12 protein-coding genes are annotated in these 14,237 nt (G+C 37.1%); all 12 read left to right on the plus strand.

The features are described 5' to 3' along the window. Positions 1 to 440 precede the first annotated feature (440 nt). The 12 genes from OEV82_RS06625 (at position 441) to OEV82_RS06680 (ending at position 13,988) form a co-directional block, all read left to right on the plus strand. On the plus strand, positions 441 to 1,487 hold the full coding sequence (locus tag OEV82_RS06625; RefSeq protein WP_173658080.1) for an L-threonylcarbamoyladenylate synthase: 1,047 nt from the start codon (positions 441 to 443) through the stop codon (positions 1,485 to 1,487). 122 nt (positions 1,488 to 1,609) lie between these two features. After that, complete coding sequence (locus OEV82_RS06630; protein WP_263061380.1) at positions 1,610 to 2,164, plus strand: manganese efflux pump MntP; 555 nt, start codon at positions 1,610 to 1,612, stop codon at positions 2,162 to 2,164. Positions 2,165 to 2,240: 76 nt separating this feature from the next. Continuing rightward, complete coding sequence (locus OEV82_RS06635) at positions 2,241 to 2,693, plus strand: low molecular weight protein arginine phosphatase (protein WP_263061381.1); 453 nt, start codon at positions 2,241 to 2,243, stop codon at positions 2,691 to 2,693. Between the two features lie 67 nt (positions 2,694 to 2,760). Continuing rightward, positions 2,761 to 4,056, plus strand: a complete 1,296-nt coding sequence (locus OEV82_RS06640; RefSeq protein ID WP_173658078.1) for a methyl-accepting chemotaxis protein — start codon at positions 2,761 to 2,763, stop codon at positions 4,054 to 4,056. 185 nt (positions 4,057 to 4,241) lie between these two features. Beyond that, the gene (gene rpiB / locus OEV82_RS06645; protein WP_173658077.1) at positions 4,242 to 4,688 is read left to right on the plus strand and encodes a ribose 5-phosphate isomerase B; all 447 of its coding nucleotides are present in this window, start codon (positions 4,242 to 4,244) and stop codon (positions 4,686 to 4,688) included. Positions 4,689 to 4,841: 153 nt separating this feature from the next. Then, positions 4,842 to 5,417, plus strand: a complete 576-nt coding sequence (locus OEV82_RS06650; protein WP_263061382.1) for a TIGR01440 family protein — start codon at positions 4,842 to 4,844, stop codon at positions 5,415 to 5,417. A gap of 183 nt (positions 5,418 to 5,600) precedes the next feature. Beyond that, a complete protein-coding gene (gene glyA, locus OEV82_RS06655) occupies positions 5,601 to 6,836 on the plus strand; it encodes a serine hydroxymethyltransferase (RefSeq protein ID WP_263061383.1) in 1,236 nt (411 codons plus the stop codon). 476 nt (positions 6,837 to 7,312) lie between these two features. Next, positions 7,313 to 7,942, plus strand: coding sequence for a uracil phosphoribosyltransferase (gene upp / locus OEV82_RS06660; protein WP_263061384.1), 630 nt, complete (start codon positions 7,313 to 7,315; stop codon positions 7,940 to 7,942). A 609-nt stretch (positions 7,943 to 8,551) separates the two neighbouring features. Next, entirely contained in the window at positions 8,552 to 10,165 is a 1,614-nt protein-coding gene (locus OEV82_RS06665; protein ID WP_173660936.1) for a gamma-glutamyltransferase family protein, read from the plus strand. An 84-nt stretch (positions 10,166 to 10,249) separates the two neighbouring features. Beyond that, positions 10,250 to 10,822, plus strand: coding sequence for a chromate transporter (locus OEV82_RS06670; protein WP_173660938.1), 573 nt, complete (start codon positions 10,250 to 10,252; stop codon positions 10,820 to 10,822). Continuing rightward, positions 10,819 to 11,349 (plus strand): chromate transporter, encoded by a 531-nt coding sequence (locus tag OEV82_RS06675; RefSeq protein WP_173660941.1) that lies wholly within the window; start codon positions 10,819 to 10,821, stop codon positions 11,347 to 11,349. Before OEV82_RS06670 ends, OEV82_RS06675 begins: the two co-directional genes overlap by 4 nt. 167 nt (positions 11,350 to 11,516) lie before the next feature. Further along, the gene (locus OEV82_RS06680) at positions 11,517 to 13,988 is read left to right on the plus strand and encodes a S8 family serine peptidase (protein ID WP_317634303.1); all 2,472 of its coding nucleotides are present in this window, start codon (positions 11,517 to 11,519) and stop codon (positions 13,986 to 13,988) included. Positions 13,989 to 14,237 lie beyond the last annotated feature (249 nt).

The following is a 14,237-nucleotide window of genomic DNA, read 5'->3' on the forward strand; positions in this document are numbered from 1 at the left end:
ACTTTAAAGGAGTTGGCCGGATTTTAAAAAAGATAAATTTTTTATCAAGAGAGTACCCTAAAATAGTGAATTCGCTTTCATTGTTAGGGAGAAAAAAACTGCCCACAAATACTTGACTCAATCTAAGTCAATACAAGATTTGAAATCATCGATAATTAGCGGTATAGTTTGAATGTTGAAAGTGTATTTAAACTACCCACAAATAATTAAAACCTCTGACAACGAGTCATAAGATCTAAGATGGAAGCAAACTAAAGTTAATAAAATTGTGTATAACACACATTTATCAACAGAGTTATTCACAAAATTAAACAATTTATCCACATTTTGTTAATAACTCACAAAAAAACAATGATAAATCATTTAAAATCTAATTAAGAAGTCATGTTTAAATTTGATTTAATTTACTTTTTTATTTTATCTTAAAGAAGGAGTAAAATATGGAAACAAAAGTATGGAAAGTGGATAAGTATGGGGATAATTTATACACATATCCACAAATAAAAGAAGCTGCGGAATTGTTACAACAAAATGAAATAGTTGCTTTTCCTACAGAAACAGTCTATGGCCTTGGTGCGAATGCGTTGAGTAATGAAGCGGTTGAAAAAATATTCCAAGCAAAAGGAAGGCCAAGTGATAATCCACTAATTGTCCATATTAGTGAAAGGAAAGAAGTTGAACGATTTGCGGAAAATATTCCAGAAAAAGCGGAAAAACTTATGGAGGCTTTTTGGCCAGGCCCTTTAACCATTATTTTAAACACAAAACCTGGTATTATTTCGGAAAAAACAACAGCAGGATTATCCACAGTGGGGATACGTATGCCGAATCACCCAGTTGCATTAGCACTCATAAAGGCAAGCGGATTACCAATTGCGGCACCAAGTGCGAATCTTTCAGGAAAGCCAAGTCCGACAAGCTTCAGTCACGTATACCAAGATATGAATGGGAAAATTGCTGGAATTGTTGATGGCGGGGAAACCGGTGTTGGCGTTGAATCAACGGTAATCGATTGTACGGGAGAAATCCCGATTATTTTGCGACCGGGTGGTATAACAAAAGAGGAAATTGAAACTATAGTTGGGCCGGTTGATATGGATATTCAAATTAAAGAAGAAGTGGAAAACCCGCGATCACCCGGAATGAAATATAAACATTATTCACCAAACGTACCGATGGTGCTTGTCGATGGCAGTCCTGAATTTTTACAAAAAATAATTGATGAAAAACGTCAAGAAGGTAAAAAAGTAGGTGTTCTAACAACGGAAGAACGGAAGGATTTTTATCAAGCAGAGAAAATTTTAACTTGTGGAAACCGTAAAGACTTGTCCACGGTTGCCCGATCGTTGTTTAAAACATTACGTGCCTTCGATCAAGAAAAAATTGACATGATCATTAGTGAAACATTTCCAGCTGAGGGAATCGGTATTGCCATCATGAACCGTTTAATAAAAGCAGCCGGTCATACTGTCATATATGAAAACTAAAACGTCCGTAAAATGTTTACGATACCTTTTTAAATAACCATAATTCTATTCCCCCTATTTTGTGCATATGTTATAAAAGCTAGTCCAACTTTTACGAATCCTGCCAATAGGGGGAATTTATTTTGTCTCAAGCGTTAAATGAACTGTTTACATTGTCACTCATTGCGATTGCGGTTGGAATGGATGCTTTTTCTGTAGGGCTTGGCATGGGAATGGTTCCGATGCGGCTTAAACAAATTTTCCAAATCGGATTAACGGTGGGTGCCTTCCATATTTGGATGCCGCTTTTAGGAATAATACTTGGAAAGTTATTATCGGAGACGCTCGGAATTGTGGCAACTTATATCGGCGGAACATTACTTATTTTCATCGGTATTCATATGTTTGTCTCAAGTTTTAAAGATGACGACACGCCAAGTCTAAAACTAAGTGGTATTGGCATTTTTTTATTCGCCTTCAGTGTCAGCATAGACAGTTTTTCTCTTGGTTTAAGTCTAGGGATATTTGGTACGCGAATGATTACTGCTGTCTTATTGTTTGGTCTATTTGCTACAATTTTAACTTGGTTCGGTCTGTTTTTCGGTAAAAAAATGAAAGGAATTTTTGGCCAATATAGTGAAGCCTTTGGTGGGTCGATTTTGTTATTTTTTGGAATAAAACTGATTTTATTTTTTTAGTAACATTGAGTGAATATTTATAGTAACACTTTCAAGAATTTTTTGAATCGATTATAATAAAGGTAGGAGGTAAAAAATGACTAGAATATTGTTTGTTTGTACAGGAAATACGTGCCGAAGTCCTATGGCAGAAGCCATTGTAAAAAGTAAAAATATACCAAATATAGAAGTGAAATCAGCAGGTGTATTTGCTGCACCAGGTGTTGATGCTTCTCCACTGGCTAAACAAGTATTAAAGGAAAATAATATATCCATTCAACATCAAGCGACACAGCTTCAAGAGGAAACTGTGGATTGGGCTGATTACATTCTCACGATGACAAATGCCCATAAACTGATGATTCAGCAACAATTTCCAACGAGCAAAGAGAAAATATATACGTTAAAGGAATTTGCTTTAAAAAGTAATGGAGATGTTTCAGATCCTTTTGGCGGAACGTTAGAAACTTATCGTGAAACTTTTAACGAGCTTCAATCCATGATAGATGAATTATTAAAACAATTTTCAGATCGATCTGAATGTGAATAAATTGAATCTAATCTTGTTTTTTATCTAATGACATAGTTGATAGCATTTACAAAAGGGGAGAAGTGATGTGACGAAGAAAAAGTATAAGTTTGGGATTCGTAAAAAGTTAGTTTGGTTTACGTTAATTCTCGGAATCATAACTTATTCTACTAGTGGTTTTTTCATATATGTACTTTATCCCGTTTTTTTTGAGAACTTTTTTGAAAACCAAACTTTGTATGTCATTTTAGTGTTAGCAGCAGGCGCTATGTGGATGGGAATTTTAGCATTTTTTGCTGCAACTATAATTGTTAAGCCTTTACAAGACTTAGAAAAAGCAGCAATTCAAGCAGCTGAAGGTAATTTGACGGTCGATGTAAAGGTATCTAAATCCGATGATGAAATACGTGCCGTTGGCTTAGCCTTTAACTATATGTTGGATAATCTTCGCCAAATGGTACAACTCATTAATAAGAACTTTACAGCGACTAATGAAAAGGTGAATATCATTTCAGCTGAAGCAACAAAGGCGTCAGAACAAGCTGAAAATATTGGGATCACCATTACGGAAATTTCCCAAGGAGCTGAAAACTCAGCAGAATCCATTCAATCCATCGCGGAATCGATTGAGGATGTTACCGAAATGGCAAATCAAGTACAAATAAAAGCAAAAGATTCTGAAGAAAAGTCGAAGGAAATGCTTGATGTCTTACAGGACAGTCAAAAAGTGATTTCTTCCCTTGTCAACGGGATTGAAAACGTTTCGAATTCAAATCGGGAAACGATCAAGTCTGTGAATCATTTAACGGACAATGCAAACCAAATTGAGCAAATCATTCAACTTGTTGGGGATATTGCTGAGCAAACGAACTTACTCGCTTTGAATGCTTCCATTGAAGCAGCTCGAGCTGGTGAACATGGGAAAGGTTTTGCTGTAGTTGCAGAAGAAGTTCGAAAACTGGCTGATGAAAGTGCTAAAGCTGTTAGTGGTATAGCAGAATTGATTCGAAACATGCAAAATGAAGTGAAACAAGTTTCAAATTTAATCAATCATCAAGTTGAATCGGTTAATCAAGAAGTGAAAAAAGGTGCAACGACACGTGAAATGATGGAACAAATGACACAAACGATTTATCAAGTTGCAGATGCTGTAAAAGAGATATCATTATTAGTAGATAAACAAATGGAGTCCATTCATAATACATCTACTCAATCACAAGAAGTTTCTGCCATTTCTGAAGAAACTTCAGCTGGGGCACAAGAAGTTGCGGCTGCAGCACAAGAACAGACAGTGGGTATTGAAACGGTAGAACAGCATGTTAATGAACTAAAGGAACTTGCCGATAATTTAAAACAAACGATTACAAAGTTTAAGGTTAACTAATCCATCAGTATGATAGTTTCGTTATCATATGTATGCTAAAATATATGTAATTCATTCTATTAAACGATGAATCTAGGTTAGGGAATTATCGGCTTAAATTATTGTTTTATGTACATAATATAAGAGGATTTCCAACCTTCATATCTATTAGTAGGTACATATTAAAAAATATAGAGGTGGACAACATGAAAGTAGCTATAGCTTGCGATCATGGTGGAGTTAATTTAAAAAATGAAATAGTGTCACTGTTAGAAGAACTTAATATTGAATTTGAAGATTTTGGTTGTGAAGGCGATTGTTCGGTTGACTATCCAGATTATGCATTACCTGTTGCAGAAAAAGTGGCAAATGGTGAATTTGACCGTGGTATTTTAATTTGTGGGACTGGCATTGGTATGAGTATCGCAGCCAATAAAGTAAAAGGCATCCGTTGTGCTCTCTGCCATGATGTATTTAGTGCAAAGGCAACTAGGGAACATAATGATACAAATATTTTAGCGATGGGTGAGCGTGTTATCGGGCCGGGTCTTGCAAGAGAAATTGCACAAACGTGGCTAACGACGGAATTTACCGGAGGACGTCATGAACGAAGGGTCGGTAAAATTACAGATTATGAAGCAAAAAACGAGTAAGGGTAGATTTACCTAAACGAATTTAACAACATATGGGTCTGACCAACACAATACGATTGATCTAGGGATGAATTTTACAACTAGATGATGGGTTATTGTGAAACGGTCGGCCTTTTTTATCACAATCGTATGCAAAAAAGTGGAGGGTGGCAAGTGAACCAAGATTTACAAAAATGGCGCCAGGAAACAGAATCAATATTTCAAGCGTTTAGAAAGCAAATTGAACCAAAACAAAATCAACTAATTGTTATCGGCTGTTCAACATCAGAAATTATTGGTAAAAAGATTGGTACTGCAGGATCGACAGAGGTTGCTCAAATAATTTTTAATGCCGTTGAAAAATTCTGCACGGAAACAGGCATTCAACCGGTATTCCAATGTTGTGAACATTTAAATCGCGCGCTAGTCATGGAACGCCATGTTCAAGAGCGATTAAATTTAGAAGAAGTAACTGTTGTGCCAGCACCAAGTGCAGGTGGTTCAATGGCAACTTACGCCTATCGGAATATGTCTGATCCGGTCGTCGTTGAATTTGTAAAAGCTGACTATGGGGTGGATATTGGTGACACCTTTATTGGTATGCATTTAAAACATGTTGCTGTACCCGTCCGGGTATCTTTAGACCGTATTGGTGAAGCTCATGTCACTTTAGCCAAAACACGTCCAAAATTAATAGGGGGCGAGCGGGCAGTATATCAAGTAACAGAGGACAATACCTCCTGCCGTTAAAAATATGTGTTTCATAATTTTTTTAAAAAAAATATTGTAATTAATAGATGATATTCAATAAAATACGAACATTAATAAAAGATACAAGAAAAAATAATTTATCGTTTCCGAACAATCGAAATCATGTTACAATGAAGATGAATATAAATTAATCGTTGAAAGATGAAAGGGGAAGGCTGACTGATGAGTTATATTGCGAAACAAGATCCTACACTATACAAAGCTATACAGGACGAACGAAAAAGACAACAAACAAATATTGAATTAATCGCTTCTGAAAACTTTGTCACAAAAGCTGTTATGGAAGCACAAGGGTCCGTTTTAACGAATAAATATGCGGAAGGTTATCCTGGAAGACGTTACTATGGCGGATGTGAATTTGTTGATGTTGCAGAAGATATTGCTCGTGACCGGGCAAAACAGATTTTTGGTGCCGAACATGCGAACGTTCAACCACATTCCGGTGCACAAGCGAATATGGCAGTTTACTTTTCTGTATTAGAGCCTGGTGATACCGTTCTCGGTATGAACTTATCCCATGGTGGTCATTTAACCCATGGTAGTCCAGTGAACTTTAGTGGTGTGCAATACAATTTTGTTGATTATGGTGTAGACGAAAAAACTCAAACGATTAATTATGACGATGTATTAGAAAAAGCGCGTACACATAAACCAAAATTAATTGTAGCAGGAGCCAGTGCTTATCCACGGATTATTGATTTCAAAAAATTCCGTGAAATAGCAGACGAAGTTGGTGCTTACCTTATGGTGGATATGGCCCATATTGCCGGACTTGTCGCTGTTGGCCTTCACCCAAATCCTGTTCCATATGCAGACTTTGTTACGACTACAACACATAAAACATTACGCGGTCCACGGGGTGGCATGATTTTATGCAAAGAAAAATATGCGAAAAAAATCGATAAAGCCATCTTCCCTGGTATTCAAGGTGGTCCATTAATGCATGTGATTGCTGCAAAAGCTGTCGCCCTTGGTGAAGCAATGCAACCAGAATTTAAATCATACATCCAAAACGTTGTTGACAACGCGAAAGCTCTTGGTGAATCACTTGTAGAAGAAGGTTTGGATCTTGTCAGTGGCGGAACAGATAACCATTTATTGTTAGTTGACTTACGTCCGCTCGGTATAACTGGAAAAGTGGCGGAAAAAGTATTAGATGAAGTTCACATTACGGTAAACAAAAATACGATCCCATTTGATCCAGAAACGCCTTTTGTCACGAGCGGTATTCGTATTGGTACGGCAGCGACGACAACACGTGGCTTTACTAAAGAAGACATGATTGAGGTTGGTAAAATTATTGCTTATACGCTTAAGAATCATGAAGATGAAGCAGCATTAGAGCAAGCCCGTGCTCGTGTTAAAGCTTTAACAGATAAATATCCATTATATGCATAAGATTTATCCTTTCTCTTTATAAAGGCTCACTATGGTTATGCTCTTTAAAGGTTAATCAAAATAAACTTTTAAGGGCACCCTATGTGGGCTTTTTTCATTCGTCAAAATTTTTCGCTTCAATAAATTTCAACTTCGATATAGACAATATTTCCTTTTACAATTGGAAAAGATAAGGATTGTATGAATAGACAAAAGAACAAAGAAAGTATAACTATAAAAACCTATGTACTAATCCCAAGCCGAGTTCCCATAATAAAAATAAATGTCAGGGGATTTGAAAGTTTTGTTATAATACGTGTAGACTATTGCCGAAATATATGATTTTTTGTAAAATAAATCGAAGTGAAAATTTTTATTCTATGATAATGGTTAAGTATCCATTTATCCTCAATACACAAATACAACACTGCCAAACTAAAAATGTATACAGTTGAACAATCTAGTAACCGATTAATAAGATGAAAGAGGCGATACACATGGGAAAAGTATACGTATTTGATCATCCATTAATTCAGCACAAACTTACACATATTCGTAAAAAAGAAACAGGCACAAAGGAATTTCGCGAATTAGTTGATGAAATTGCAACATTAATGGCATTTGAAGCAACAAGAGACTTGCCGTTAGACGAAGTGGAAATCGAAACCCCAGTTTCTAGAATGAAATCAAAAGTTTTATCCGGTAAAAAATTAGGTATCGTACCAATTCTTCGTGCAGGTATTGGAATGGTTGACGGAATTGTGAAATTAATTCCAGCAGCCAAAGTAGGCCATATAGGATTATACCGTGATCCAGAAACATTAAAACCAGTTGAATATTATGTTAAGCTCCCATCCGATATAACAGAACGTGACATTTTCGTCGTCGATCCAATGCTTGCAACAGGTGGTTCTGCAATCGAAGCAATTCATAGTTTGAAAAAACGTGGTGCAAAGCGTATTAAATTCCTATGTTTAATTGCTGCGCCAGAGGGATTAAAAGCTTTAGAAGAAGCACATCCAGATGTTGATATTTACATTGCGGCTTTAGATGATAAATTAGATGAAAATGGCTATATTGTACCAGGTCTTGGTGACGCTGGTGACCGGTTATTTGGTACTAAGTAATTGTACATAATAGGGCTGTCCAAGTCATAAAAAGCGGATTTTTGAAGGGAGAGTTTGGCGGTGACACTAGCGGGAACTACAAAATCTTTTGTGCCAAAAACGTAAGCGTAGGCACAAAAGCCGCCCGCAAACGCATTGCTGGTGGTCGTGCCACTGGATGCGTGACCGCCGCCGTACCTATCAAATAATCCTGAAATAAGACATTCTGGACTGGCCCTTTTTATTTAACACTTGTTTTCTTATCATTTTATAAAAAGTTAATCAATCGTTTGATTTGTCGCTTATGATCAAAACCCTTTCAATCAAACGTTTTGATAAATTTACCGAGATGAACATATTCCAAAAAATTAGGTATAACAAACGTTTGAACCATCCTTCACTTGTCAACTTATTGAATGAAATGGATCATATGTTTGATGAACCCGAAAATTCATATTCAATCCGAGTCAATACCCCACAACGTAATTGTCCAAAAAACTGCTTCTCTTATCTGAATGCAACAATTTAATTTTTTACCCATTATTTCTCTTTTTAAACAACACAAACATTGACAAAAATTAAATAAATTTGTACTATTCCTATAATTCGACGCATGAAAGGGGGATGCAAATGTTTTCTATTGACCATCACAGCAGTCCTTACCCGGTTGGACGACATTCCACATATGCAAAAAATGGCATGGTTGCCACATCACAACCGTTAGCTGCACAAGCAGGACTCGACATATTAAGAAAAGGGGGAAATGCCATTGATGCTGCAATTGCAACAGCAGCTTGTTTAACAGTTGTCGAACCTACATCCAACGGTATTGGTGGTGATGCATTTGCCCTTGTTTGGACAAAGGGGAAATTGTACGGTTTAAACGGTAGTGGTCCAGCACCTAAATCCATTTCCATCGATGTAGTGAAAGAACGTGGTTATGAAACGATGCCAGCCCACGGTTGGATTCCAGTTACAGTACCCGGTGCACCTGGTACATGGGCAGAACTTTCGAAACGATTTGGTAGCCTTTCGCTGAAAGAAGTGTTACAACCGGCTATACAATATGCAGAAGAAGGATATCCCGTATCTACGACTCTAGCAAAATATTGGAATTATGCTTACACACAATATAAAGAAAAACTGATAAGTGAGGAATACAAGCATTGGTTTACGACCTTTGCACCGAAGGGAAGAGCTCCAAAGGTTGGTGAAGTTTGGGCATCAAAAGATCATGCGAAAACATTAAAATTAATTGCGGAAACGAACGGTGAAACTTTTTATCGGGGAGAAATTGCAGAAAAAATCGCCAATTTCTCTGAACAAACTGGCGGATTTTTACATATGGATGATTTAACTGCCTTTTATCCAGAGTGGGTAGACCCGATTCATGTAAATTACAGAGGATATGACGTTTGGGAAATACCACCGAACGGTCAAGGGATTGTCGCCCTTCTTGCTTTAAACGTTTTAAAAGGATTTACATTTTCAGAAAAAGATTCGATTGATACATACCATAAACAAATTGAGGCGATAAAGCTTGGTTTTAGCGACGCGCTGAAATATGTTACTGAACGTGAAAAGATGCCGTATACGACCGAACAACTACTAAGTGAAAATTATGCTGAAACAAGAAGAAGTCTCATTACGGATCAGGCAATGATGCCTGAAGCTGGTGATCCTTCAAGAAGTGGTACAGTTTATTTAGCTACCGCTGATAAAGAAGGGAATATGGTATCCTTTATTCAAAGTAATTATATGGGATTTGGTTCTGGAATTGTAGTACCAGATACAGGAATTGCCCTACAAAATCGCGGTCACAATTTTTCACTTGATTCCAATCATGCTAACAAGTTAGTGGGTGGCAAAAGGACATATCATACGATAATACCTGGATTTTTAACAAAAGGTCATGTACCAATTGGGCCATTTGGTGTAATGGGTGGCTTTATGCAGCCTCAAGGCCATGTTCAAGTCATTATGAATACAGTCGATTTTGGCATGCATCCGCAAGCAGCCTTAGATGCTCCAAGATGGCAGTGGTTAAAAGAAAAACAAGTCGAAGTTGAACATCGGTTCCCACACCATATAGCTGTAGGACTGGCACAACGCGGGCATAAAATATCTATACAACTTGAGCCGAATAGCTTTGGACGTGGGCAAATTATTTGGCGGGACCCAGAAACAGGCGTACTTATCGGTGGCAGTGAGTCACGGACGGATGGAACTGTGGCTGCATGGTAAAATATGAATACAAAGTTGACGAATGATAGAAATTACTTTTGAATAAAAATATGGAACGAATACCTTTATAAAGGATGTAACGAAATGAAACGACATTGGAATCTTTTTCTAGCATTTCTACGAGTCGGATTATTAGGGTACGGGGGTGGACCAGCTTCCATTCCGCTTGTTTATAAAGAAGCTGTAGAACGATATAAATGGATGGATGCGGATGAATTCGGTGATGTGATTGCACTTGGGAACGCACTACCGGGTCCGATAATTACAAAACTGGCAGGGTTTGTCGGGTATCGAGTCGGCGGTATAATCGGATTAATTATTTCACTTATTGCAAGTATTCTCCCTACCGTTATTTTAATGATTGTCTTATTAAAGTCGTTATCCAACATAAAAGAATTTGATTGGGTAAGTGGGATGATTGCTGCCGTAATACCTGTTGTTGGTGTCTTGTTAACCCAAATGGCTTGGACTTTTGTAAGTAAAGCTGGAAAAGGGTTAGGATGGACCACAACAACCTTGTTACTCGTTACCATCTTTATTTTATTACAAGTGATTGATATCCATCCTGCTGTCATCATTGTAATATTGTTATCCATTGCTCTTACACAAAAAGATAAAAAATCAGAACAAAAAGAGAATGAAGGTAAGGTATCATGATTTATTGGCAACTCTTTTTAGCGTTTTTACTCCCAGGTGTATTAGGTTTCGGCGGAGGACCTGCATCCATACCACTTGTCGAACATGAAGTCGTGGATCGTTACGAGTGGGTTACAGTTGATAAGTTTAGTGAAATACTAGCGATTGGTAACTCCCTTCCAGGACCAATTGCAACGAAATTGGCAGGTTATATCGGGTATGAAGTTGGTGGTGTACTTGGTGCAATGGTGGCGATTTTTGCGAACATAGCGCCTACACTCATTTTAATGATTGTACTTTTAAGTATCTTATTAAAATACAAAGACTCTCCGAAAGTAAAACGACTTACGTTATACATACGCCCAGCCATTGCTGTTTTACTAGGGATTATGGCATATGAATTTTTTGCAACATCTTATGTGGGTATTGGTCTTTGGCAAACAATATTCATAGCAGTTTGTAGTTGGTTCCTCATGGAAAAATTAAAAGTCCATCCTGCCTTTGTTATTGTTGTTGCGTTTGTCTATGGTGGCTTTTTCTTAGCATAGATCAAAATAAAAAGATGCAACAGTGGGTTCGTGTGTGTCCCAAGGTTGCATTTTTAATATTTTAAAAAATGTCCTGGGTAGATTTCGCTGATATCCAATATTTAACTTCAATAAAACGAATTACCCTCTCCAATACTAATAAATAACAATTAAAAGGAGAGGTTACGATGAAGGAAAAATTTCAACCGAAAAGATCCCCTCAAACTTACCGTAAGCGAAATAAAACCTTATTCCTCTTCGTATGCTTAATCCTCTTCTTTTTTTCATTTCAAAGTCAATCAAACGCTCGATTAAATGAATGTCTAACACACCTGAGTAAAGCCGATAAGCAAGTAAATGAAAAACAAGTACTACAAGAATTTTCTAGAAAAACAATGACTCGTCCATATAAATTCCCACCCCTTCCAAAAGAAACAGAGGACCAAGTAGCAATATTAGTTAGTCAAGAGCCCATTACCGATGAGTTCATCGAACAATTAAAAAATCAGTTTCCTGAACTAGAGATTCGTCATCAGTTTAAACATGTTTTTAACGGACTATCACTAAAAGGGAAAACAGACAAACTAGAGGAAGTAGAGAAGTTTTTAAACAAACGTTCGATGAACCTTAACATGAAATCTAAGAACAAAATAACTCAAAACAATGGAGCACAAACTCAACAACTTCTGAATACATGTCAACTTTTTCCTTCTTATACATATGAGTTAGAAGTGAATCCGATAAAAGTTAAACAACTTCACAAACCGAACAGTATTAATTATATTGGTACGGATGCAATACGGCATATAAAAGATAAAAATGGTAATAGGCTGACAGGAAAAGGGATTAAAGTCGGCATTATTGATACAGGAATTGATTACAACCATGTTGACTTAAGGAAAGCTTATGTAAAGGGCTTCGATTTTATCGATCAAGATCAAGATCCGATGGAAACGAAAGGTTTAGGACCATTAAGCACCTTCCATGGTACTCACGTCGCTGGTGTCATTGCGGCGAACGGAAAGATGACAGGCATTGCACCTGATGCTGAAATATATGTCTATCGAGCGCTTGGACCGGGCGGGATTGGTACGACGGAAACGATTATTACTGCTATTGAACAAGCAATGAAAGATAACGTTGATATTCTTAATCTATCCCTCGGTGTTAGCATTAATGGGCCTGATTTACCAACAAGTTTAGCTCTTGATAAGGCTGTGGAAAGCGGGATAGTAGCCGTAACTTCCAATGGAAACGCTGGCCCAGAAATTTGGACGGTCGGTTCACCTGGTACATCTGAGCGTGCGATATCAGTAGGTGCCAGTACACCAGAATTGGAAATCCCGTACCTTCAATATGATAGACAACTATTCCGCTTAAAACCGATTGTCGGCTCTGCTCCGTGGAACTTAACTCGTTCATATGACATCATCGATGGTAAACATGGCAAGAAAGAGGACCTAGCAAATTTGTCAGTCGATGGAAAAATTGTACTTATGAAAAGAGGGGATATCACCTTTACAGAGAAAGTGATGAATGCAAAAAATCAAGGTGCAAGAGCCGTTTTAATTTTTAATAATGAAGATATCGAGATTACAGCTCAACTGGAAACAGAAATTGATATTCCTGCAGCTATTCTAACAAAAGCAGAAGGTGAACGGCTTTTACGATTAATAAAGGATAAACAGACTTTGGCAAAGATTATTCAAAAAAAAGAAGAAGATTTATTAGCTGATTTTAGTTCGCGTGGTCCTGTGACATACACATGGGATATTAAACCAGACTTACTCGCACCAGGAGTTGCCATTGAAAGTACCGTTCCTGGCGGTTACCTTGCCTTACAAGGGACAAGTATGTCTGCTCCCCATGTGGCTGGGGCTGCAGCATTGTTAAAACAAGCGAATCCCGACTTTTCACCAGCACAAATTAAAGCGTTACTTATGAATACAAGTATTCTTTTACAAGATGAAGACTCACAAACCTATAAACCGTTTGAACAAGGAGCAGGACGAATTGACCTTGTAAGAGCATTTCATTCAAATTCTATCATCCAGCCAGCTTCATTAAAGTATGGTAAGATAAGTGGTTCAAAATTCGAAGAAAAAACGAAACTGATTACGGTAGAAAATATTAGTGATGAACCAGTTCACTATACATTTTCAACACCCCCTCGTTCTGATGCGATCAATTGGGACTTACCGATGCCTTTTACATTAGGACCAAAACAAAAAACAAAAATCAAAATCGGTTTGGAGGTAAAAGACGAACATAAGCAAAATCAAATATTTAATGGCTATTTAACAATGCATGCTAATTCACAAACCATTCAAATTCCATATTTATATGTTGTCAACGAACCGAATTACCCAAGAATTATGGCATTTTCACTAGAAACAACGAAGCAAACAGATGTGGTTAAATATGAAGTCTATTTACCTGGTGGTGCGGATGAATTTGGAATTGCCTTGTTTGAGGCGGACACGTTTCAATTTGTCGAGTTTCTAGATGTCGTAAAGAATATGAAACGAGGGCTTGTAACGAAAAAAGCTAAGCTAAAGAGAAAAATACATTCTGGTGTATATATCGCTGTTGCTTTTGCGAAAAAGGAAGGTAAAGAAGATTATGTAGAACAGGTAGTTGAAATCAATCAGCCACAATAATTTATGGTTAATTATTTTCGCAACAGCAACGGCTTTTTTGTGGTCATAAAATGTTCACAATTTGCTAGTTTTTCCTAGCAAAGTTTTGTTAGAATGAAAAATGTGAATGAAATTTCAAGAACTTAACAAAATTTTTTTAAAAATAGACAGGAAAATACGATTTGTGACAAAAATATGAAAATGGAAATGCTGTTTCACGTTATCTTTTACTTTTTTACGTTTAATAAATTGACAGAAAAAGCTTACTGT

Origin of the sequence: Pallidibacillus thermolactis (genome assembly GCF_025660415.1) — a bacterium.
Classification (GTDB): domain Bacteria; phylum Bacillota; class Bacilli; order Bacillales; family Caldibacillaceae; genus Pallidibacillus; species Pallidibacillus thermolactis.

What these genes read in the sequence shown, in the direction of transcription:
- upp (WP_263061384.1), top strand. Translation starts at nt 7,313, where the DNA reads ATGGGAAAAGTATACGTATTTGATCATCCATTAATTCAGCACAAACTT.
- OEV82_RS06665 (WP_173660936.1), top strand. Translation starts at nt 8,552, where the DNA reads ATGTTTTCTATTGACCATCACAGCAGTCCTTACCCGGTTGGACGACAT.
- OEV82_RS06680 (WP_317634303.1), top strand. Translation starts at nt 11,517, where the DNA reads ATGAAGGAAAAATTTCAACCGAAAAGATCCCCTCAAACTTACCGTAAG.
- glyA (WP_263061383.1), top strand. Translation starts at nt 5,601, where the DNA reads ATGAGTTATATTGCGAAACAAGATCCTACACTATACAAAGCTATACAG.
- rpiB (WP_173658077.1), top strand. Translation starts at nt 4,242, where the DNA reads ATGAAAGTAGCTATAGCTTGCGATCATGGTGGAGTTAATTTAAAAAAT.
- OEV82_RS06625 (WP_173658080.1), top strand. Translation starts at nt 441, where the DNA reads ATGGAAACAAAAGTATGGAAAGTGGATAAGTATGGGGATAATTTATAC.
- OEV82_RS06675 (WP_173660941.1), top strand. Translation starts at nt 10,819, where the DNA reads ATGATTTATTGGCAACTCTTTTTAGCGTTTTTACTCCCAGGTGTATTA.
- OEV82_RS06635 (WP_263061381.1), top strand. Translation starts at nt 2,241, where the DNA reads ATGACTAGAATATTGTTTGTTTGTACAGGAAATACGTGCCGAAGTCCT.
- OEV82_RS06670 (WP_173660938.1), top strand. Translation starts at nt 10,250, where the DNA reads ATGAAACGACATTGGAATCTTTTTCTAGCATTTCTACGAGTCGGATTA.